Annotated in this window: 18 protein-coding genes and 1 CRISPR repeat array; of the genes, 8 read left to right on the top strand and 10 right to left on the bottom strand. The window is 35.8% G+C overall.

The window, feature by feature from the left end; all coding sequences use genetic code 11:
• Positions 1 to 55 precede the first annotated feature (55 nt).
• The 6 genes from trmA to pheA all read right to left on the bottom strand — a co-directional run bounded on the left by trmA (position 56) and on the right by pheA (position 5,163).
• Positions 56 to 1,156 (bottom strand): tRNA (uridine(54)-C5)-methyltransferase TrmA, encoded by a 1,101-nt coding sequence (gene trmA / locus FcAc13_RS08550; protein ID WP_187755802.1) that lies wholly within the window; start codon positions 1,154 to 1,156, stop codon positions 56 to 58.
• 7 nt (positions 1,157 to 1,163) lie between these two features.
• A complete protein-coding gene (locus FcAc13_RS08545) occupies positions 1,164 to 1,496 on the bottom strand; it encodes a nitrous oxide-stimulated promoter family protein (RefSeq protein WP_187755801.1) in 333 nt (110 codons plus the stop codon).
• A gap of 1 nt (position 1,497) precedes the next feature.
• Positions 1,498 to 2,580 carry a membrane-bound lytic murein transglycosylase MltC gene (gene mltC, locus FcAc13_RS08540; protein WP_187755800.1) on the bottom strand — a complete coding sequence of 361 codons (1,083 nt, stop codon included), beginning with the start codon at positions 2,578 to 2,580 and terminating at the stop codon, positions 1,498 to 1,500.
• Positions 2,581 to 2,595: 15 nt separating this feature from the next.
• Positions 2,596 to 2,865 carry an oxidative damage protection protein gene (locus FcAc13_RS08535; RefSeq protein ID WP_187755799.1) on the bottom strand — a complete coding sequence of 90 codons (270 nt, stop codon included), beginning with the start codon at positions 2,863 to 2,865 and terminating at the stop codon, positions 2,596 to 2,598.
• Between the two features lie 81 nt (positions 2,866 to 2,946).
• A complete protein-coding gene (mutY, locus tag FcAc13_RS08530; RefSeq protein ID WP_187755798.1) occupies positions 2,947 to 3,999 on the bottom strand; it encodes an A/G-specific adenine glycosylase in 1,053 nt (350 codons plus the stop codon).
• A gap of 15 nt (positions 4,000 to 4,014) precedes the next feature.
• Positions 4,015 to 5,163 (bottom strand): bifunctional chorismate mutase/prephenate dehydratase, encoded by a 1,149-nt coding sequence (pheA, locus tag FcAc13_RS08525; RefSeq protein WP_187755814.1) that lies wholly within the window; start codon positions 5,161 to 5,163, stop codon positions 4,015 to 4,017.
• 215 nt (positions 5,164 to 5,378) lie between these two features.
• Between pheA and bamE the strand changes: the two genes are divergently transcribed.
• The 6 genes from bamE (at position 5,379) to ptrA (ending at position 13,472) form a co-directional block, all read left to right on the top strand.
• Positions 5,379 to 5,735, top strand: a complete 357-nt coding sequence (gene bamE, locus FcAc13_RS08520; protein ID WP_187755797.1) for an outer membrane protein assembly factor BamE — start codon at positions 5,379 to 5,381, stop codon at positions 5,733 to 5,735.
• Between the two features lie 194 nt (positions 5,736 to 5,929).
• A complete protein-coding gene (dusA, locus tag FcAc13_RS08515) occupies positions 5,930 to 6,898 on the top strand; it encodes a tRNA dihydrouridine(20/20a) synthase DusA (protein ID WP_187755796.1) in 969 nt (322 codons plus the stop codon).
• Between the two features lie 114 nt (positions 6,899 to 7,012).
• Entirely contained in the window at positions 7,013 to 8,605 is a 1,593-nt protein-coding gene (prfC, locus tag FcAc13_RS08510) for a peptide chain release factor 3 (RefSeq protein ID WP_187755795.1), read from the top strand.
• 416 nt (positions 8,606 to 9,021) lie between these two features.
• On the top strand, positions 9,022 to 9,639 hold the full coding sequence (locus FcAc13_RS08505) for a lysophospholipid acyltransferase family protein (RefSeq protein ID WP_187755794.1): 618 nt from the start codon (positions 9,022 to 9,024) through the stop codon (positions 9,637 to 9,639).
• On the top strand, positions 9,639 to 10,583 hold the full coding sequence (locus FcAc13_RS08500) for a phosphatidate cytidylyltransferase (RefSeq protein ID WP_187755793.1): 945 nt from the start codon (positions 9,639 to 9,641) through the stop codon (positions 10,581 to 10,583). The genes FcAc13_RS08505 and FcAc13_RS08500 overlap by 1 nt, the downstream gene beginning before the upstream one ends.
• Positions 10,584 to 10,589: 6 nt before the next feature.
• Positions 10,590 to 13,472 carry a pitrilysin gene (gene ptrA, locus FcAc13_RS08495; protein ID WP_187755792.1) on the top strand — a complete coding sequence of 961 codons (2,883 nt, stop codon included), beginning with the start codon at positions 10,590 to 10,592 and terminating at the stop codon, positions 13,470 to 13,472.
• Positions 13,473 to 13,677: 205 nt separating this feature from the next.
• On the opposite strand, the gene FcAc13_RS08490 is transcribed toward ptrA, so the two are convergent.
• The gene (locus tag FcAc13_RS08490) at positions 13,678 to 14,892 is read right to left on the bottom strand and encodes a pyridoxal phosphate-dependent aminotransferase (protein WP_187755791.1); all 1,215 of its coding nucleotides are present in this window, start codon (positions 14,890 to 14,892) and stop codon (positions 13,678 to 13,680) included.
• A 144-nt stretch (positions 14,893 to 15,036) separates the two neighbouring features.
• Between FcAc13_RS08490 and FcAc13_RS08485 the strand changes: the two genes are divergently transcribed.
• Positions 15,037 to 15,306 (top strand): ACT domain-containing protein, encoded by a 270-nt coding sequence (locus FcAc13_RS08485; RefSeq protein ID WP_187755790.1) that lies wholly within the window; start codon positions 15,037 to 15,039, stop codon positions 15,304 to 15,306.
• Between the two features lie 21 nt (positions 15,307 to 15,327).
• On the top strand, positions 15,328 to 16,683 hold the full coding sequence (locus FcAc13_RS08480; protein ID WP_187755789.1) for a PFL family protein: 1,356 nt from the start codon (positions 15,328 to 15,330) through the stop codon (positions 16,681 to 16,683).
• Positions 16,684 to 17,560: 877 nt separating this feature from the next.
• A CRISPR array of direct repeats spans positions 17,561 to 18,608; the repeat unit is 28 nt; unit sequence GTTCACTGCCGCATAGGCAGTTTAGAAA.
• Between the two features lie 93 nt (positions 18,609 to 18,701).
• Here the strand turns inward: FcAc13_RS08480 and FcAc13_RS08475 are convergent.
• Genes FcAc13_RS08475 through FcAc13_RS08465 form a run of 3 tightly spaced genes read right to left on the bottom strand, consistent with a single transcriptional unit; the run spans position 18,702 to position 22,268 of the window.
• Entirely contained in the window at positions 18,702 to 19,184 is a 483-nt protein-coding gene (locus FcAc13_RS08475; protein WP_187755788.1) for a hypothetical protein, read from the bottom strand.
• Positions 19,177 to 20,505 carry a phosphatase PAP2/dual specificity phosphatase family protein gene (locus tag FcAc13_RS08470; protein ID WP_187755787.1) on the bottom strand — a complete coding sequence of 443 codons (1,329 nt, stop codon included), beginning with the start codon at positions 20,503 to 20,505 and terminating at the stop codon, positions 19,177 to 19,179. The genes FcAc13_RS08475 and FcAc13_RS08470 overlap by 8 nt, the downstream gene beginning before the upstream one ends.
• Positions 20,506 to 20,516: 11 nt before the next feature.
• On the bottom strand, positions 20,517 to 22,268 hold the full coding sequence (locus FcAc13_RS08465; RefSeq protein WP_187755786.1) for a bifunctional alpha/beta hydrolase/class I SAM-dependent methyltransferase: 1,752 nt from the start codon (positions 22,266 to 22,268) through the stop codon (positions 20,517 to 20,519).

The raw sequence follows: 22,268 nt of genomic DNA, 5'->3' as shown, positions 1-22,268 counted from the left end.
CTACTTCTAAAACTGCATTAATTTTGTAACATAATGATATAAATAAATATTTTTATCAACCTATTTTACTCAGCATGACAGCACATTCTAAATGATGGGTATAAGGAAATTGATCAAAAAAAGCCATTTTCTTTATAATGTGTGATTGGGTTAATTCGATCAGATTTTCTTTTAATGTTAGCGGATTACAAGAAATATAAATAATATTCTGATATTGTGAAATCATGGTCAAGGTTTTGCTATCTAGCCCATTTCGAGGTGGATCGACTAAAACGGTATGACAATGATAATCTGTTAAACAAATTTCTTTTAACCGTTTAAATTCTCTTTCATTATTAATCGCTTGGGTTAATTCTTCGGCTGACAGGCGAAGAATTTTTACATTTTCGATCTGATTAATTGCAATATTATATTGAGCGGCTTTGACTGAAGCTTTGGCTATTTCGGTCGCTAATACCTGATTAAAATTCTGCGCTAAGGCAATTGAGAAATTTCCATTTCCACAATATAACTCTAGTAAATCACCCGATAATCCTTTCGTTACATTAATAGCCCAAGTTAACATTGCAATATTAATAGTTGCATTGGGTTGCGTAAAACTGTTTTCAACTTGACGATAAATATAACGGCGCCCTAATATTGTTAATTGTTCATCAACGTAATCGTGATCTAAGCTTATTTTTTGATTAGCCGCCCGACCAATCAGATGTACCTTAAATCCTTGGTCAAGCAATTTTTGTCTTAACTGTTTTGCTTGACTTAACCAGACTTCATCGAGTTTTTTGTGATAAACCAGCGAAATTAATAGCTCGCCACTTAAGGTCGATAGATAATCAATTTGAAACAATTTATCACGTAACGGTAGATTGAATTTTAATAATGGCAAAATGCTTTGCATTGCCTGATTAATCAAATGAGTCGCTATTGGAAAATCATCAACGCGCACTCTTTTTTTATTCTTTTGATCAAACATGATATGGTACAACTCGTCACCGGCATGCCACATCCGAAATTCTGCTCGCATACGAAAATGGCTAGTAGGTGACGGATAGGCGGTAAATTCAGGTATAGTAAATTGTTCAAATAATGCCTTGGTCTGAGTAATTTTTTTATCAAAGAGTTGCTGATAATTATCAGGAATTGGTAAATTTGTCATATTATGTTTAATTACGCTGTTTGATATTTTTATATAAATGATTGATAGCCAAAAAAGGATGATATAGTAACATCCTTGGTCCTGAAAAACGCATAACTTGTTTAATTTTTTGCTGATAATCTTTGCGATAACAATGTTTCAAGCACCTTTCACATGTGGATTTTTGTTCGCCATAACGACAAGTAGTTAAACGTTGTAAAGCGTAATGTTTAAGGTCTGCACATTCATCACATAAAACACCGTTAGGCATGCTATGTTTTTTTTGACAATACAGACCGATCATAAAACTGACAGTCCTTTTTTCAAGTGTTATTATTGGTCCGTTATTGTGTCTTACCATATTATTTTTTTAGAATTTGGTTTACCTTAATTAAATAATTTCTCGATTCTTGTGATGCATGAGAAGTGGTTAATTTTTGATAAACCTGATCAGCGGTCATCTTATTAATTACCTCAATTGCTTTGGTACGATCTTTAGAAAATGTTTTTAATACACTGCCAGCACCACCATTATAAGCACTAATCATTGCATAGCGCATTGAGACCGGATCTTTTATACCTGCTAGATAGGAATCTCGAATTAATGCTAAATAAGCGCCACCCATGTTAATATTATTTTTTGGATCAAGTAAATAAGATTTTGTTGGTTCGCCTTTTTTACCCCAACGATTAAAAAGATCACGACCAGCAGTATGCTGTTGGAGTTGCATTAAACCTAACGCATCACTACGGCTTACCGCAAATGGGTTAAAATTAGATTCAACCTGTATAATAGCTAACATTAATCTTTCATCAACATGATATTCACGAGCTGATTGACGAACCAATGGTATAAATTTATGCGCACGTTCATTAACATGATCAGGTACCAAATTAATATTAACATAACTGATCTGTTTTTTACCCGATTTGCGGGTATGTAATTGGTTGTCTACTAAATAATCAGCATAATGTGCGGCACGCCAATCCCAACGTATTGGTTGACCTGTTTCATCTAATATCTGTTTATATAAGAAAGGTTCTTTACTATTATCAATTGGAGCGTTTGACTGCTTAGATATATCTTCCGGTTCAGTCATTAATAATGTTGTTACGATCGCTGCTTTTAATTGATTTTTCGGATCTTCCGATAACGTTTCAATAGCTAGTTGGCCTGACACGAAATTAATATGCACACGAGTCAATAAATCATTGCTATATTCAACAAAATCTTTCGGACCAGCTATTAAAACTTCATGTGGTCCCCAAATTTGCTCAATATTATTAGCATATTGATTAATTAATATGTTTAAGGCATTTGTGTTTTTATGATATTCTGTTTTGTAGCCATTATTTGAGCTCGGACAGGCTACTAATAAAGCAGATATTGCCAATAAACTAACAATTTTGATATTACAATATTTCAAATGTCTAAACTGTGTCATTCCTTAAATATCCAATTAAATCTGAGGCTTATAGCCAGAAATGGTGATATTTTGCCCTTGAAATAAAAATTTTACCATCTCATTTTCAATTTGTTTACGATGTTCAGGATTCATCATATTTAATTTTAATTCATTAATTAGCATAGTTTGTTTTTTAATCCATTCCTGCCATGCTTCTTGAGAAATTTCATTGAAAATCCGTTTACCAAGCTCTCCAGGGTATAGTTGGAAATCTAAACCAGGCGCTTCTTTTTTTAAATATTGACAGTAAATCATGCGACTCATAATCTTTTCCTTGAATGTTTTTTTCTTTAAAAATCATAAACTTTAAAGATTTTGTTAAAATTATAACTGAAAAATGTTTAGCTAAAAAGTGGTGTGTGATTGTCGAGTTAATTGCTGTAATAAATTGTGAACAGGCGTGGCCAATCCGATTTTTGCTGGTTGCTTTAAATTAAACCAACAACCATTAGCTTCATCAAGACAAGCACAATTTTTTTTCAATTGGGTATAAATTGGTACTATTTCTAAATGGAAATGGCTAAAAGTATGTTTAAAACTAATCAATTGTTGTAACTTATCTGTCGTCAGTTTGCGTTGTTTAAGCCAGTTTTCAATTGCCTGATAATTTTCAAATTGCGGAAAACAATAAAGCCCACCCCAGATACCTATCGGAGGACGTTTTTCCAACCAAATCATTTGGTTATCATCTAATATCAAAAAATAGGCTGTTTTTGTCGGAATGCTTTGCTTGGGTTTTTTGGTCGGATAATTTTGCCAATTATCATGCTGATAAGCACTACAATCCATATGGACAGGGCACAGTGAACATTTGGGTTTGCTACGAGTGCAAATAATGGCTCCGATATCCATCATAGCTTGATTAAATTTATCAACATCGACAAAAGGTGTAACGTTTTCAGCAAGTTGCCATAATTGATTTTCAATCTGTTTATTACCTGGCCAACCATCAATAGCATAAAAACGGGTTAGTACACGTTTAACGTTGCCATCTAAAATTGCATAATGTTGCTTTTGTGATAAGGATAAAATAGCGCCAGCTGTTGAGCGACCGATACCGGGCAGATTAATCACGTCATTAAAATCGGTTGGAAAAATACCATTAAATTGTTCGGTTATAATCTGGGCCGCCTTATGTAAATTACGGGCTCTAGCATAATAACCAAGCCCGGTCCATAAATGCAAAACATCATCTATCGGAGCTTTTGCCAATGCAGTAATGGTCGGAAATTGTTGCACAAAACGCTTAAAATAAGGGATAACTGTAACCACCTGAGTTTGCTGTAACATCACTTCAGACAGCCAGACATGATAAGCTGATTTTTGAATTTGCCATGGCAATGTTTTACGTCCATACTGGTCGTACCATGTCAAAATACATTTTGCAAAATCTATCATAGTGTTAAAATTTTTTTACTGTGCAACATTATCACTCGGGTAGCAGCCAAGTACTTTCAAAAACAGTGTAATAGTTGAGAGTTCTTTTAATGCCTGTTGCATTACAATACTATCGAGATTACCTTGTAAATCTATGTAAAACATCTCTTCCCATGGATTACCATGGATCGGGCGCGACTCTAGTTTAGTCATCGCTATATTATGATTACGCAGAACCAATAATGCATCTACTAAGGCCCCTGCTTGTTGGCCAGTTTTCATTAATATAGTGGTTTTAGCGGAGATTTGATCTGATACATTAATCGCTTGACGCGCTAATATTATAAAACGTGTGATATTCTCTTTTTGATTAGCAAAATTATGTTCTAATACTTGCAGACCATATAATTCGCCGCCATCTTTATTACCAATCGCTGCGACGTTAGTTTTATTTTGTTTAGCAACAGTTTCCATAGCAGAAGAGGTGCTGTCACAATATATAATTTTCCAATGTGTGTATTTTTCTAAAAAATTTGTACATTGTTGAAAAGGTTGTGGATGACTATATACCGTATCAATTTCATCTAATGTGGCTTGCTTATTGGCTAAAATACAGTGGTCAATGGGTAGTGAAATTTCACCAATAATATGAAGATTGGTTTTTTGTAACAGATCATAGACTTCGTTAATTGAACCTGAACTGCTATTTTCTATTGGTACAACACCAAAATCAACGTCAGCTTTTTCCACTTTTTCGAAAATATCTTTAAAGCTAGAACAACTCGATTCTTCTATCTGATCAAAATGATTTGCCGCGTAACGGCGCATTGCGGAATGTGAATAGGATCCTTTTGGCCCTAAAAATGCAATTTTTGCTGATTTTATCACATCATGATTAAGATGTTGTTGTAACAAACGTTGTTGTAATAAAACAGAATCTTCAATAATCACTTGGTAGAGTCGTTTGATAAACAATTCATCAAGCGCAAATTGTTTGCCAGTTTCGATTAATGTTTTGACCAATATCCTTTCTCGCTCTAGATCTCGCACCGGAATATTGGCGTTGATTTTAGTATTCACCACTTGATTAGATAATTCACGTCGTTGTGCAATTAACGTTAATAATTGTTTATCAAGCGCAGTAATTTTATCTCTTAAGGGTAATAATGGATTGTCCGTCATAATACAAGTTCTGGCTAAAAAATGATGGCGTATTATATACTAATTATTATTAAAAGTGATGTTTTGATTGTCGTAATCCTAAACGTTAAAGTTTCTTGTATTGCCCCATTCTGGGGGCAAAAATAGAGTTTAAAATGCATCGTTTATAATAAGCAGTAGCGTTTAGATAAAATATCAGCGATAATATACGCCACAATTTTTAGAATGGATATTGTTACATGTCATTGTTACGTTTTATTATTGTTGCAATTTTTTCGTCATTGTTATTGGCTGGATGCTCATTTGTTGATCGTTGGGTTTACCGTCCTGATATTAATCAGGGAAACTACATTACACAGGAATCTGTTGATAAATTAAAAGTGGGGCAAACTAAAGAGCAAGTAGTGTTTATCATGGGCTCACCAATGCTAACATCTTTATTTGGTGATGATATCTGGTATTATGTTTTTCGTCAAAATCCGCAACACGGTTATCCTAAACAAATCACTTATACGATTATTTTTGATGACTCAGGTAAAGTAGCAGATATAAAACGCGCCGCTAGTGATAATGTAAGCCTTGATGATATGGAATAAATATTTGTTGTTTTAGTTAACTAAATAAATTCACTTAACCCGCTTAATCAGCGGGTTTATTCTATAATTTTTAAAGAATATTTCTTTTCATTTTGCAATTTATTTTTTAGCGCAATAACAAAAACCATTGTAATTCAATTAAAATAGTCAATACAGATAAATGGCAATAACTCTTGTTAAACATCGATAAATCAATGAATTCAACCTTAAATAAATTTTCCGTTGCGCCTATGCTTGATTGGACTGATCGGCATTGTCGTTATTTTCACCGCATTTTAACTCAGCAATCATTACTCTATACTGAAATGGTGACAACCGGCGCCATTTTGTTTGGTAAAGGCGATTATTTAAGCTTTAATCAGCAAGAACAACCCATTAGCTTACAATTAGGTGGTAGTGATCCTATGGCATTAGCGCAATGTGCACGATTAGCCGAAAAATTAGGTTACAATGAAATTAATCTTAATGTGGGGTGCCCTTCGGATCGTGTACAAAATGGCATGTTTGGTGCTTGTTTAATGGCTAATGCCCAATTAGTCGCCGATTGTGTTAAAGCAATGCAAGATGTCGTTTCTATTCCTGTTACGGTTAAGCATCGAATTGGGATTGACGAGCAAGATAGTTATTCGTTTTTATGTCAATTTATTGAAACAATTATGCCCTATACGCAAACTTTTATAGTCCATGCACGCAAGGCTTGGTTATCTGGTTTAAGCCCTAAAGAAAATCGCGAAGTACCGCCGTTAGATTATGTTCGAGTTTATCAACTTAAACAGGATTATCCAGAATTAACGATTGCGATAAACGGTGGCATTTCCACAATAGAACAAATTAAAACCCATTTACAACATGTTGATGGGGTTATGGTAGGGCGTGAAGCTTATCAAAATCCAATGTTATTAAGTGAAATCGATCAACAAATTTTTGCTGTAGATCGCCCGGTTATTAATCCGATTGTCGCGATTGAACTGCTTTTTCCTTACATCGAAAATGAGTTAACTAAGGGAACTCAACTCAATCATATCATGCGTCATACGTTAGGTATCTTTAATGGTAAAAAAGGTGCTAAACAGTGGCGCCGCTATCTTAGTGAAAATGCACATAAGAAAGGCGCAGGTCTTGAAGTGGTAGAAAAAGCGCTTAGTTTTGTGCAATTGAGTTAGGTTTATTTCCTACGATATTTGTAACTGATTTGGGGTAGGCAGATATCTATTTAATGGGATATCTGCTAAAATCCTCGGCATTGTTTTCGTTTATAATTTAATAGTTAAAGAATCATGACCGATCAAGCTTATTTAGATGAAGTGGCAAATCGCCGTACTTTTGCCATTATTTCTCACCCGGATGCGGGTAAAACCACCATCACCGAAAAAGTATTATTATTTGGACACGCGATTCAAACCGCCGGCACGGTAAAAGGCCGTGGTGCAAACGCACAGCATGCAAAATCTGACTGGATGGAAATGGAGAAACAGCGTGGTATTTCTATTACGACCTCGGTCATGCAATTTCCTTATGCTGATTGTTTAGTCAACTTATTAGATACCCCAGGACATGAAGACTTTTCGGAAGATACCTACCGGACATTAACTGCCGTAGATAGCTGTTTAATGGTAATCGATGCAGCTAAAGGGGTCGAGGATCGAACACGCAAACTTATGGAAGTAACTCGTCTACGTAATACGCCGATTTTAACCTTTATGAATAAACTCGACCGTGATATTCGCGATCCGATGGAGTTATTAGATGAAGTTGAAAATGAACTTAATATCATGTGTGCGCCGATTACATGGCCAATTGGTTGTGGTAAACTTTTTAAAGGCGTTTATCATTTAGCCAAAGATGAAACTTATCTTTACCAAACGGGTAAAGGGCATACCATTCAAGAAGTTCGTATTGTTAAAGGATTAAATAATCCTGAACTTGATCAAGCAGTAGGTGAAGATTTAGCATCTCAATTGCGTGAAGAGTTAGAATTAGTTCAAGGTGCATCCAATGAATTTGATTTAGAGGCATTTTTAGCGGGTGACTTAACCCCGGTATTTTTTGGTACTGCGTTAGGTAATTTTGGGGTTGATCATATGTTAGATGGATTAACCGCTTGGGCGCCAGCACCACAACCGCGCCAAACCGACAAACGCGAAGTTACCGCTCAAGAAGAAAAATTTAGTGGTTTTGTTTTCAAAATTCAAGCCAATATGGATCCGAAGCATCGTGACAGAGTAGCTTTTTTACGTATTGTTTCTGGTAAATATGAAAAAGGCATGAAATTACGTCATGTTCGGTTAGGTAAGGATGTCAATATTTCTGATGCCTTAACATTTATGGCTGGTGATCGTGAACAGGTTGAAGAAGCGTATGCCGGTGATATTATCGGTTTACATAATCATGGCACCATTCAAATTGGTGACACCTTCAGTCAAGGTGAAGAGTTCAAATTTACCGGTATTCCTAACTTTGCACCGGAATTATTCCGGCGCATTCGCCTTAAGGATCCGCTTAAGCAAAAACAGTTATTAAAAGGATTGGTTCAGTTATCTGAAGAAGGTGCCGTACAGGTTTTTCGTCCATTAATTAACAATGATCTTATCGTTGGTGCCGTTGGGGTACTACAATTTGATGTAGTCGTTGCACGTTTAAAATCAGAATACAATGTTGAAGCGATTTATGAGCCGGTTAATGTTACGACCGCTCGTTGGGTTGAGTGCGGAGATGTTAAAAAATTGGAAGAATTTAAACGTAAGTGTGAAGTCAACCTGGCTCTCGATGGTGGAGATAATTTAAGTTATATCGCCCCAAGCATGGTTAATTTAAATTTAACTCAAGAACGCTATCCGGATATCGTATTTAGAAAAACGCGGGAACATTAATTACCGTTTTAATAGCTTAAATTTAATGTATTACCATTATCCCTAAACGACAGATTGGTTATTTAATTTCTTGTGATTTCGAGTCATTAAAAGAATTATTTATCCAATCTTTTTTAATATAAATAATTTGGGGAATAACAATTTTAAATTGCAATATGCTCAGATTTCTGGTTATTTTGGTTGCTATCTAGTTTAAAATCTTAATTCACAAATAAAAAATTTATGGTGTTCTTTAAGTAATTTTTAAAATTGTCAGTATTATAGAAGGGATTAAGCTATCATTCTGATATTTTAGCGTCTTAAGATTTGATATAGCTATTTATCTTTTTATGTTATTTTATGCCAATCTGATTATGATAGCGATCAATAATTAAAAAATCATCTCCATTCATAAAATCAGTGAGACGATAATTATTATGATAAAGAAACTCTTTGCTAAATGTTGCCGTACCATTTTATTGATAGTGTGTAAATTAGTAACCGGTGTTCAAGCGCGTTGGTATAGCCCACCATGTGATGCAGTGACAATATATTACGCTAATCATACCAGTCATTTGGATGGTTTGGTAATCTGGTCAAGTTTTCCTAAAAAATTACGTAAATTAGTTCATCCTGTTGTAGCAAAGGATTATTGGGAGAAAAATTCGCTTAAGAAATTTATTGCGATTGAGGTTTTTAATTCAGTACTAATTAATCGTCATACCAATACCCATGAAAATCCATTACAGCCTTTAATTGCCACGTTAGAAAAACAGCAATCTTTAATCTTATTTCCTGAAGGAACAAGGGGAAATGGCGAACAAATTGTCGATTTTAAAAGTGGTTTATATCACTTAGCCAAACAATTTCCACATATTCACTTCGTACCTGTTTATTTGAATAATCTCAATCGCGTTTTACCTAAAGGCAGTAAATTAGTTGTGCCCATAATTTGCTCGGCGATTTTTGGTTCAGCGATATCACCCTTACACGAGAATGAATCTAAGGCAGACTTTTTATTAAGAGCAAAACAAGCATTGAAGGATCTAATTTAATGATATTGAACGATACCAATATGCAATTAATTCTAGGATGTATTTTCTCGTTGCTTTTTGTAGCTAGTTTAACGGGTCTGTTACTAAAAAAATTTAAACTCAATACTCATAATCGTAAAACCATTGAAAATTTGAATCAGCGTATTAATGCTTGGTGGGTTATGAGCATTGTTTTATTAATTGCAATATTAATTGGAACAGTGGGGACTCTGGTTTTATTTGTGTTTATATCTTTTTGTGCACTAAGAGAATGCATTACGATAACGCCTACCCAATTAGCCGATCATCAAGCGTTATTCTGGTGTTTTTTTATTTTTTTACCATTGCAATATCTGCTAATTGGTTTGAAGTGTTACCAAATTTTCGTGATATTCATTCCAGTTTTCGTTTTTTTATTTATTGCAACGCGCGTTGCAATAAATGGTGATACCGTTGATTTTTTAGGTCGAGTAGCCAAAATTCAATGGAGTATGATGATTGCGGTTTACTGTATTAGTTATATTCCAGCATTATTGTTACTAAATAATGATGGCGATCAGGCAAAAAATTTCAAGTTGATTATCTTTTTAGTGATTGTCGTTGAAATATCAGATGTCTTACAATATATTTTTGGCAAGTTATTGGGTAAGCATGCTATTGTTCCCAAACTTAGCCCAAATAAAACAATGGAAGGTTTTGTCGGTGGGATATTATCGGCAAGTTGTATCGGGATGTCATTATGGTGGATTACCCCATTTAATTTTTGGCAAGCGGGATTTATCTCAATCCTTATGACATTACTCGGGTTCTGTGGTGGTCTATGTATGTCGGCAATAAAGCGTGATCGGGGTATTAAGGATTTTGGTAACATTATTGATGGTCATGGTGGTATGATGGATCGGATTGACTCGCTTTGTTTTGTCGCACCAATATATTTTCAAATTATGTATAATTTCCTGGGATAGTTTTCAATGAAAAAACGTTATCAATGTTTACTGCTATGTTTAATTAGTTTGCTTTTGGCTTTTTCTTCCGCCGAAGCATTATCAATTGAACCGCTGTATGTTGTTTCTAAAATTACCGTTAATCAAAGTGAGCACGATAATCGTGAATATCGTGTTATCGAATTAACCAATGGCATGAAAGTGTTGGTCATTTCTGATCCAAAAGCGGTTCAATCATCTGCAGCACTGGCAATACCAGTTGGTTCATTATTTGATCCTAAATCACAACAAGGGCTAGCGCATTATACAGAGCATATGCTATTAATGGGATCCAAAAAATACCCTAAGCCATCTGATTTTGCCGAGTATCTGAGTTCTCATGCTGGTAGTTATAATGCCAGCACAGAATTAAATCGCACCGCTTTTTATTTTGAAGTCGAAAACGATGCTTTTAGCGGCGCTTTAGATCGTTTAGCCGATGCAATTGCGCAACCCTTACTCGATCCAAAATATGCTGACAAAGAACGCAATGCGGTCAATGCTGAATTAACCATGGCTCGCTCGAATGATGGCTTTCGAATTGGTCAAGTTGATTCAGAAACGATTAATCAAAATCATCCGGCTGCGATGTTTTCTGGTGGGAATTTAGAAACATTAAGTGATAAACCTGATAGTAATTTACATCAGGCATTAGTTAAATTTCATCAAGATTATTATCTAGCCAATAACATGGTTGGTATATTGTATAGCAATCAAGCATGGACCGATTTAGCAAATTTAGCTGCCACCACTTTCGGTCATATTGCCGCGGGTCAAATTAAGCAACAAAACATTACCCAACCGGCAATGACTAATGATAATCTTGGTAAAATCATCTATATGGAACCTGCACAACCCAAAAAGGTATTATATATTCAGTTTCCTATTGAAAATAATATTAAGCAATTCGCGTCCAAAACCGATGAATATATTGCTTATTTGCTTGGCAATCGCAGTTCAAATACATTATTTGATCAATTACAAAAACAAGGATTAATTGACTCGATTAGTGCAGTTAGTGCGCCATTACGCTATGGTACGAGCGGTGTATTTGGTATTTATGTTAATTTAACGGATCAAGGACTAGCTGAAAAAGACAAAGTATTAGCCAGTATATTTGGATATTTAGAATTATTGTCGAAACAAGGCGTTGATGAAAAATATTATCGTGAAATCCAAAAAGTATTAAAACTTGAATTTAATTATCCCGATATTACCCATGATATGTCTTATGTTGAGTATTTGGCTGACCAAATGTTGCTTTATCCTACCCAGCATATCTTAGATGCCGACTATGTTGCTGATAACTATAATCCAAACGCGATTAAAGCAAGGCTTAAATCATTGACCTTAGATCGCGCCCGAATTTGGCTTATTGCGCCAAATCAAAACACTGACAAAAAGGCGTATTTTGTTGATGCTCCTTACCGGATTGAAAATATTACGGCAACACAAAAACATAATATTATGACACAAGCTAAACAATTAAAATTCTCATTGCCGTTATTGAATCCCTACATACCCGATCAATTTTTAATTTCTCAAGCAGCAACTGATGTTGATCAACAGCCAAATCAAGCTTTTGATCCAAAAGGGAATCTTTTTCATTTCGCTAGTCGTTATTTTGCTGATCAACCCAAAGGGGTTATTGCTTTATCATTACGTAACAATTTTGCGCTCGATAACGCTAAGAATCAGGTTATGTTTTTTCTACTAAATTATTTAGCTAATCGTCAATTAGCTCCATTGCAGTTTCAAGCTCAAATTGCTGGAATGTCGGTTTTCACAAAAATTGATTCAGGCATGATGATAATGGCAAGTGGTTTTAATCAGCATCTATTAGACATGGTGGATGCGACGTTAACAACATATCGCAAATTTGATATCACCGATGAAGATCTGGTTTTAGCCAAATCATGGTATACACAAAAATTAGATGCTGCTGATCACGCCAATAGCTATCGTTTGGCGATACAGCCTTTATCTGCAATCGCCGAAGGACTTTATTTTGATCGTAATACTAAACGTATGGCAATCGATACGATTAGTGCAGCTGATTTACGGCATTTTCGTGAACAGTTGTTAACGGATTCAGTGCCTTATATGCTTACTTTAGGAAATTTACCTTATGATAAAGTGCAAGCGTTATATCGTAATGTTAAAAGCAGCTTAAATCCTGCTGTGGAGTATCATCCAGAACAAATTTTACAAATTAATCATTCAAGTGATGCTTTAATTACCCAATATTCAAAAAGTTCCGATAATGCTCTACTAATGGGATTTGTACCAAAAGGATATGACAAAATAACCGGTCGTAATATTAGTGATTTATTATCACAAATTATTTCACCATGGTTTTACGATCAACTACGAAGTACAGAACAGTTGGGTTATGCTGTATTTTCATTACCTATCACTATTGGTAACAGTCACGGTATAGGTTTTTTAATCCAAAGTAATCAATATGATCCTGTTTATATAAATCAACGTTATCAAGCGTTTTATCCAATCATTTTAAATAAACTTAATGCACTAACTGATGCGGAATTCGATAATTATAAACAATCCGCATTAAAGCAGTTATCAATGCCGGCTGAAACTTTAGATAGCGAATTCGATGATTATTTAGGTGATTATGAACAGTCAAACTTTGCGTTTGATAGAATACAAAAACGTATTGAGCAACTCAAAAAGTTATCAAAAGAAGATGTGATTACATTCTTTAAGCAATCTGTTATGCAGCATGATGGTTTATTATTTGCTTCGCAAGTTATCGGTAATCAATCCGATAAAACCCTTAATCAGTTAACCGATTTAACGAAATACTCTAATGCCGCTGAACTGCAACAAACATTATTAAAATCGCCGTAATGGTTTGCTAAAGTGTTTTGGTCATATTAATTAAAAACCGCCGGGTAGGCGGTTTAAAAATCAGGTTTTTTCAGAATTTTGTTCAATGATTCGTTCACTGCTATATAGGCAGTTTAGAAAACAAGGGGATGGGTCCAAAAAGATCCATTTTTTGTTCACTGCCGCATAGGCAATGTTTAGTCTTATTGTTCATTTTGTTCATTAGCTATTGGCGATAATTAGCTAGAAAACGTGCAAAACGGTGAATAGCATCATCCAATTCACCAATATAAGGTAAAGCTACAATTCGAACATGATCAGGTTTATGCCAATTAAAACCACTACCTTGAACTAACAGCACTTTTTCCTGTAATAAAAAATCTAATACTAATTTCTGATCATTATGTAAATTAAATTTTTTCATATCCAATTTTGGAAACAGGTATAATGCTCCTTTAGGACGTCGGCAGCTGACACCAGGAATGTCATTAAGCAGTTCCCAAGCCATTTTACATTGGTCATATAACCGCCCGCCAGGTTTAATAAACTCATTAATACTTTGGTAGCCCCCTAAAGCGGCTTGAATCGCATGTTGTAGAGGTACATTGGCACATAATCGCATAGACGCCAACATATTAAGTCCTTCAATATAACCTTTAACATGTTTTTTCGGTCCACTTAATGCCATCCAACCTTGTCTAAATCCTGCTGCACGATAAGTTTTGGATAAACCGCTCATGGTCACAACAAAGAGATCAGGTGCTAGTGCTGCAATCGAATGATGAACGGCATCATCATAAAGTATTTTATCGTAAATCTCATCAGCAAAAATGATCAGATTATTCTGACGAGCAATTTCTGCAATTTCTAATAAAATTTCTTTACTGTATACCGCGCCAGTTGGGTTATTAGGATTAATTATTACAATGCCTTTAGTGTTTGGGGTAATTTTCTTTTTGATATCGTCTAAATCGGGTTGCCAATCTTGTTCTTCATCACAAACATAATGCACCGCTTTTCCGCCAGATAAACTGATAGCAGCAGTCCAAAGCGGATAATCAGGCATTGGTACCAGAATTTCGTCACCAGAATTAAGAAGAGCTTGCATCGACTGGACAATTAACTCGGATACGCCATTGCCAATATAGATATCTTCAACGTCAATACTGTAGATACCACGTGCTTGATAACTTTGCATAACCGCTTTACGGGCAGAATACAACCCTTTTGAATCACTGTAACCCTGTGAAGTTGGTAAATTACGGATCACATCTACCAGTAATTCATCTGGTGCATCAAAACCAAATACCGCTGGATTACCAATATTTAATTTTAGGATCTTTTGACCTTCTTCTTCCAGTTTTTTGGCATACTCCAGAATTGGGCCGCGTATATCATAACAAACATGCTCTAATTTATTTGATTTTTCAAATGTCACCATAATTATTGACCTTTATGTGGGGGGATATCGTTATAATTTTTATTAATAAGCAATCTACTACTATTTAGATAATTTTTGAAGATGTTATTATAACTCGCTTAAAAAAATAAACTAAGTTGTTTAAATTTTACACGGAGAGTCCAAATGAAAACGATTTTGACAGTGATAGGAAAAGACCAAACGGGGATTATCGCCGGTATCAGTCAAAAACTTTATGAACTAAACATTAACATCTTAGATGTTTCACAAACCATTATGGGCGACTATTTTACCATGATTATGCTACTGGATTTAAACAAAATTAAACAGCCATTTGATGAAGTTAAACAAACATTAACTGCAACCGGTGAACAATTAAAAGTGAAAGTAAATCTACAGCGTGAAGAAATTTTTGATGCGATGCACCGCTTATAAACACACTAAAGGTAATGATTCATGGAAACCAAACAAATTCTTGAAACGATCAAAATGATCGAAGAAGAAAAATTAGATATAAGAACGATTACAATGGGTATTTCATTGTTAGATTGCATTGATAGTGATGGCGTTAAAGCTCGTCAAAAAATTTACGATAAAATCACGCGTTTAGCTGGCAATTTAGTCAGTGTGGGTGAAGCGATTTCCTCGGAATTTGGCATTCCGATTATTAATAAACGGATTTCAGTTACGCCAATCTCATTAATCGCTGGAGCAACTGACGACAAAGACTATGTCGAATTTGCTAAAACGCTTGATGCTGCCGCCAAAGCTGTTGGTGTCAATTTTATTGGTGGGTTTTCAGCATTGGTACAAAAAGGTTTTCATAAAGGTGACCAGATACTCATCGACTCCATTCCCCGCGCATTGGCACAAACAGAGCGTGTATGTTCATCCGTTAATGTTGGTTCAACACAAACTGGTATCAATATGGATGCGGTAAGAAAAATGGGTGAAGTGATCAAGCAAGCAGCAGAATTAACAGCTAACGACAACAGCATGGCCTGTGCTAAATTAGTCGTATTTGCAAATGCAGTAGAAGATAATCCATTTATGGCTGGTGCTTTCCATGGTGTTGGTGAAGCCGATTGTGTAATTAATGTCGGTGTTAGTGGTCCAGGTGTAGTCAAACGTGCGTTAGAAAAGGTAAAAGGTCAACCTTTTGATGTGGTTGCTGAAACCATCAAGAAAACTGCATTTAAAATCACGCGTATGGGACAGTTAGTGGGTAAAGAAGCGTCAGAGCGTTTAGGCGTACAGTTTGGCATAGTTGATCTTTCTTTAGCGCCAACACCAGCAATTGGTGATTCTGTTGCCCATATTTTAGAAGAAATGGGGCTTGAAGTCGTGGGTACACATGGTACTACCGCAGCTTTAGCTATGCTGAATGATGCGGTGAAAAAAGGTGGTGTAATGGCTTGTGGTCATGTCGGTGGGTTAAGTGGGGCATTTATTCCTGTTTCGGAAGATGCCGGTATGATTGATGCCGTGAATAATGGCTCATTAAATTTAGAAAAACTCGAAGCAATGACTTGTGTTTGTTCAGTTGGATTGGATATGATCGCTATACCTGGCGATACTCCAGCAGAAACGATTGCTGCTATGATTGCTGACGAAGCAGCGATTGGCGTAATTAATCATAAAACTACTGCGGTGCGAATTATTCCAGCTATGGGGATGACAGTCGGCGATAATATTGAATTTGGTGGTTTACTAGGGCACGCACCGATTATGCCAGTTAATCGATTTAGTTCTAGTGAATTTATTCAACGAGGTGGGCGTATTCCCGCACCCATTCACTCTTTCAAAAACTAAGTTTCTTTATATCATGATTTGATTGTTTTTTATTAAATAATTGGTATTAAAGTCGTATTTTATTTATAAATGATTTTGATTTGCTTCAAAAATTCGAGGGCTGGTGAGCCCTCGAAATGCCTTATTTATGCTTGTTATAAAGTGATCACTGAGTGACTGACTTTGGTATTTTAACAATTTTGATTATTACGAATGTTAATAATAGTCTATGTTTCGCTTAGTATTATACTAATGTCCGAGTTAGGGATATTTTATGTGCAATTCTGCTAACAACACCCACATAATCACAGGAAGTACGGGTCACTAGATAATTTTCTTTGTTCATCCATTTTCTTGAAGAACCGCCGCGGAACATCTATACGATCACGGCTTATTCGATATTCATACCGAATATTCTTTTAAAATAGATTTACTCTGTAGTACTTGTGTGGGACAAAGGTGAAAATCATATTTTAAATTTTTGATATAAAAAATATTTCTATTGATAAGTTTTAGATTAATACCAATTAGTCACTAAACATGCCAAACCAAGCAATATTGTTAAACTATGCTTTAGCATATTATTTTTACTAAATTTTCACCCCTGCGCAGTAGAATCCGGATGCCAGGTGATTTTGTTATAAACCTTCAGAGACTCTAATCATCAGTAGCAATAAAATTCACCATAATTTAAAAAGCGAAAAAAACAAGCACCACAAGTTAGTGAATAATCTATGTACATTAACTAAATTTAAAGATATCCCTAAACCCTTTTTTTTAACTAATTTTAAAAATTAGCATAATCAATGAGTTACAAAACCACTTAAAAAAAGGGGTTTAAAACCCAAAATTTCACTTTGCCCTTATGTTACCTAGGTTTATAGTATATAGCGTTCTTGTTCACTGCCGCATAGGCAGTTTAGAAAAGAGTTTAAAGCGCCATTGAGATTGGTCCTGAGTTCACTGCCGCATAGGCAGTTTAGAAATGCGATCTCATTACCAAAATCATCTACTTGCCGTTCACTGCCGCATAGGCAGTTTAGAAAAAGAAGTAGGATTTATCCCCCACCCTTCAATCGTTCACTGCCGCATAGGCAGTTTAGAAAACGACGTGATGGATCGCGCATATCAGTTAAATGTTCACTGCCGCATAGGCAGTTTAGAAATTTTTAATTTCACATTTTAAACTTTCGATGTGGTTCACTGCCGCATAGGCAGTTTAGAAAAAACGCAACGGGGGAGCAAAAAGACAGCTCCAGTTCACTGCCGCATAGGCAGTTTAGAAATCAATCCCTACTTTACGACTGAAACGAGCATCGTTCACTGCCGCATAGGCAGTTTAGAAAATTGATTATTGAGATTTCTATTAACAATAAATGTTCACTGCCGCATAGGCAGTTTAGAAAAGAAGATGAAGAAAAAAAGAAAGCTTTAGACAGTTCACTGCCGCATAGGCAGTTTAGAAAAGGAGTAAAAAATGGGTTCAAGAATAACAGGAGTTCACTGCCGCATAGGCAGTTTAGAAATGCATAAATTGCCGCTAAAGCACCAACGCCCGGTTCACTGCCGCATAGGCAGTTTAGAAAGGATCTGCAAGTGCCTGTCTTTTAATTTCACTGTTCACTGCCGCATAGGCAGTTTAGAAATTTAGGGTCGGGGATATAACTTTCAATCTGTGGTTCACTGCCGCATAGGCAGTTTAGAAAACTTCCGGATAATGATACGAGCCGCACTCGGAGTTCACTGCCGCATAGGCAGTTTAGAAAAAGGTAAGGATAATCAATACCGTTAAATATTGGTTCACTGCCGCATAGGCAGTTTAGAAAATTGTTGTTGAGTACTGAACTCAGTGCTTGTAGTTCACTGCCGCATAGGCAGTTTAGAAATCAGCGATTGTTTTCATGCCATTGCCAACCCTGTTCACTGCCGCATAGGCAGTAAATAAATTGCTGAAAGGTGGTTTTCGTCAATGTTATCTAAATAATCTAAAAGTCTAATTTTTATATTTATGACATATAGGTTGATTTTAATCACATAAATTAGCTTAAAGGTATTATACCAATGATTGATATACAACTAAGTAATATCGTTTGTATCACCAAGGTGATGATTTGTTTTTTTAATAATATTAAAGTACCCATTTGACGGTCGGTTATTGATCGTGATGGTTGTATTTTGGATTTGATTAATTTTAATTGTATTAAGGTATCATCTAACTCTTTTAGCGTATTGGGGAGTTGATCGAACTTGGTGGCTAAGTAGTCAAATAGTTTTTTATCAAATGCGATTCGTAAAGCGTAATATTTACTAAACAATCCAATTAAAAAACAAGCAACATAACCAACGATTAACATGGCAGAACTTGCCGACAAACTTGCTATTAAGGCAAACGATAATCCAATCATCGTGAACATTAGTGACATAATATCCAATTGCCGACTTATTATCAGTAAACTACTAAAAGTAACCAATGCGGTTTGGCTGGTATTTTCAGTTAATTGTGTATCCTCTGAATTAAACATATCGATTCCCTTGAAGTATTTGATTAAGCCAATCAGCTAAAATTTGCTGTTGTTGAGTAGAAATGACTACGGTATTGCGACATGCTTTTACTTGGTTAATCGCATCTTTAACGGTTGTTGCCCGTGCGGTCAATAACAACCATGCAACCACAGCAGTAGCACTGCGTGAATAACCCAGTGCACAACAGATTAATACACTTCCTTGATTGTGATACTGCTCTATTGTTTGAGCTGCCTGTTGGCATTGTTCAATGGATAACGGTGTCATATCCAGTACTGGGATTAACCGATATTGACCGTTAAATTGTGTTATTGGCAGTTCAGCACATAAATCAACAATTGAAGCAAAAGCTTTGGCTTGTAAGGTTTTTTTATCGGGGATTCTACCGAGATAAACGTTATCAGTAATTAAATCAAATGGATTATTTTTTAATGTCCATATTCGTGAATTTAACCACATTATCATAAAATAAGGGAGGTATAAAATAGTTATCGGTAGATGAAAATGGCCGTTTGCTTGTTTTTGAAAACCGATTGCGCCAACTTGCAGATAATTAAGTGATACCAAGTAAAAGGCTCCAGCCAACCATAACAACCAAAGTCCCCAGCTATTATAATAAATGGCTAAACTTAATGATAATAAGAATAAGATAAAATAGATCCCTGCCCAAGTATAATGCTTGGGGAATGGGTTATTTTTTAATGGTGATGAATCGTGTTCAGGCCATAGCCAAATACAAAAACAGCCCACCCAAAGTCCCGTCGGGATATCAAAAAAATGATGTTGCCATGTTGTTAATACTGATACAGCAATTAAAAAACACCAGCTATTTAACAGATAGCGTACAACCGTGCAGCGAAGGTAATTTGTATAAAACTGCCATAAAATCACCAATAAAGTAATATGTAATGAAGGGGCTTGATTAAAAGGTTTATCAAATCCCATTAAAACATCAAACCATAAGCCTAGAAAACCATCAAGTGGTGGTCGTGTAAAACTGAATTTAAGTGGAAAAATGAAAAAGCATAGCACACAAATTATTTGGGCAGACAATAGCCGTAGACAAAGGGTCTTTAATGATTGCTTAGTATTAACTAACAGAATTGCCAGCCCATACATTAAATCAATTGACCAATAGGGTATAATTGTCCAAGGCCATAAAGGAATTGATGATTCCCAACTGAAAACGAAACTCCCCACATTTAATCGATTTGCGGTAAACCAATTAGCCAGGTTATAACTAGCAAAGAAGAATACCGACAATCCCCCTAAGCAGATACATTTATAAAAGAGGTATCTTTTAAATTTGAGCGTTCGCATAGTTTTAGCAACTAGTTAATCCGCTGAGCCAGTGATACCGTGAAAATCCCCCATTGGTCGATGTACATACTAATTTTTTTAAATCCAGCCGCTGCCACTAATTGATCGATTTCCAGTTGGGTTCGCCGACGCATTATCCATGGTTGACCGTCACGATGTGAGATTAATGCGCGCGCAATGAATTCTAACTGTGGATGCCATGGTTGATTAGTATAGATGAGATATCCGCCTTCAGGCATGGCATCAGATAACCCTGATAAAGATTCACGTAATAATGCATTCTCACTAAATAGCTCATATAACCCTGAAACGACAGCTAGCGTAGGGTTCGGAGATAATCGCGCTAACTGCTGTCGATTAAAGGCATCACCTTTTTCAAAACGGACAAGTTTAGTTAAACCAAGAAGATCAATTAATGCCTGTCCATCTCGAATATTGATATCACTATAATCACGCAATAATACGGAATTCGGTTTATTAGCTAATTGATTAATTGTTTCAAGGATGTAACGACCATGTCCAGCTGCAATATCAACTATATTTACCGCTTTGTTTTGTTGCTGTAATTGATTGATCGCTTGTGTTAATAGTGTTTCAAGGTGAATTTTACGTTGACGAATACCGCGCCAACCGATTGATTGCAGATACATATAATCAAAGAACTGCCCCAGTTTAGTCTTTCCAGATGGTTGATTACGATATACATAATCTAGGGTACTTCCTGAATCAAATCCGGTATCAAACCCGAGTTTAATACCATCAGAACTCTGGCTAGCATATTTTAAAGTAGCTCTTATAAATCGCCAGTAATAGGGTTTAAACCAACCTGATACTGGTGTAGTTAGAATATCGGCTTCTTGTTTGGTAAAACCGATTAAGTCAGCATTTACTTGCGATGGAACATAAGGCGCATTTGCAAAGCACCCGAGAATAAATCGTCTAGCTCGTTCGATCGCAATGAGACGATCTTTTTCGCCAAACGTATCATGATAAAATCCCGGTAATACATGAAATTCTTTTTGCTGAGTACCCAAATTTTCATAAAACTGCTTTTGTGGTTTTCGCCTTACCACGTAATCAGAACCAGATAAGAGTAATTGTGTTGGTACAGTAATTGCGTTTGCATCTTTAACAATGCGATCAGACACTGCATATAAATCCAACAATAATCGAACCGATATTGGCTTGGTGATTAACGGATCTTGAATAAATGATTCTGCTCGTTCGGAATCATGAGTCAGTAGATTTGGTTTTACATAACTATTAACAAAAAAATTACCTTTTAAGTTATAGAGCAACTTTAGGCCGGGTATGGCTAGCGGTACATAAAGTTTGACACGAAATGCTGGTGAACCCAACACTAAGGCTCGAATATTGGGTACATAATCATGTACCCATGCCGAAGCAATCACTGCTCCAACACTTTGCGCTATAATTGCGATATCTTCATTTTCAAGATGAAAATCTTGCTTGATATGTTCAATAAAACAATTGGCATCTTTAATTAAGGTTGCTAAATTAGGCGCATCACCGCGTTCACCTTCAGATTGACCATTGCCTCTAGCATCCCATGCAAAAATTTGATAATTGGGCAAATTTAGTTCATCAGCAAGATGTGCAACGCGGCCCGAGTGTTCATGTCCTCGGTGAAATAATACCACAGCTCGGGAAGGATGATTATCGCTATCAACTGCCGGCCAATATCGATAAAATAATCGACAACCATCATGACTGATAAAGGTTTTTTGTTGTTGTTCGCGCAT

This window comes from Frischella japonica, assembly GCF_014489845.1.
Classification (GTDB): Bacteria; Pseudomonadota; Gammaproteobacteria; order Enterobacterales; family Orbaceae; genus Frischella; species Frischella japonica.
The sequence above is the reverse complement of the archived record's forward strand: the minus strand, read 5'-3'. Positions and strand labels throughout refer to the sequence as shown.

Bases quoted from the DNA above. Each gene is read 5' to 3' on its own strand.
- FcAc13_RS08485 (WP_187755790.1), top strand. From the start codon at position 15,037: ATGAAAACGATTTTGACAGTGATAGGAAAAGACCAAACGGGGATTATC.
- FcAc13_RS08480 (WP_187755789.1), top strand. From the start codon at position 15,328: ATGGAAACCAAACAAATTCTTGAAACGATCAAAATGATCGAAGAAGAA.
- trmA (WP_187755802.1), bottom strand. From the start codon at position 1,156: ATGACAAATTTACCAATTCCTGATAATTATCAGCAACTCTTTGATAAA.
- FcAc13_RS08470 (WP_187755787.1), bottom strand. From the start codon at position 20,505: ATGCGAACGCTCAAATTTAAAAGATACCTCTTTTATAAATGTATCTGC.
- mutY (WP_187755798.1), bottom strand. From the start codon at position 3,999: ATGATAGATTTTGCAAAATGTATTTTGACATGGTACGACCAGTATGGA.
- bamE (WP_187755797.1), top strand. From the start codon at position 5,379: ATGTCATTGTTACGTTTTATTATTGTTGCAATTTTTTCGTCATTGTTA.
- FcAc13_RS08475 (WP_187755788.1), bottom strand. From the start codon at position 19,184: ATGTTTAATTCAGAGGATACACAATTAACTGAAAATACCAGCCAAACC.
- prfC (WP_187755795.1), top strand. From the start codon at position 7,013: ATGACCGATCAAGCTTATTTAGATGAAGTGGCAAATCGCCGTACTTTT.
- FcAc13_RS08490 (WP_187755791.1), bottom strand. From the start codon at position 14,892: ATGGTGACATTTGAAAAATCAAATAAATTAGAGCATGTTTGTTATGAT.
- FcAc13_RS08500 (WP_187755793.1), top strand. From the start codon at position 9,639: ATGATATTGAACGATACCAATATGCAATTAATTCTAGGATGTATTTTC.
- FcAc13_RS08545 (WP_187755801.1), bottom strand. From the start codon at position 1,496: ATGGTAAGACACAATAACGGACCAATAATAACACTTGAAAAAAGGACT.
- ptrA (WP_187755792.1), top strand. From the start codon at position 10,590: ATGAAAAAACGTTATCAATGTTTACTGCTATGTTTAATTAGTTTGCTT.
- FcAc13_RS08535 (WP_187755799.1), bottom strand. From the start codon at position 2,865: ATGAGTCGCATGATTTACTGTCAATATTTAAAAAAAGAAGCGCCTGGT.
- FcAc13_RS08465 (WP_187755786.1), bottom strand. From the start codon at position 22,268: ATGCGCGAACAACAACAAAAAACCTTTATCAGTCATGATGGTTGTCGA.
- mltC (WP_187755800.1), bottom strand. From the start codon at position 2,580: ATGACACAGTTTAGACATTTGAAATATTGTAATATCAAAATTGTTAGT.
- dusA (WP_187755796.1), top strand. From the start codon at position 5,930: ATGAATTCAACCTTAAATAAATTTTCCGTTGCGCCTATGCTTGATTGG.
- FcAc13_RS08505 (WP_187755794.1), top strand. From the start codon at position 9,022: ATGATAAAGAAACTCTTTGCTAAATGTTGCCGTACCATTTTATTGATA.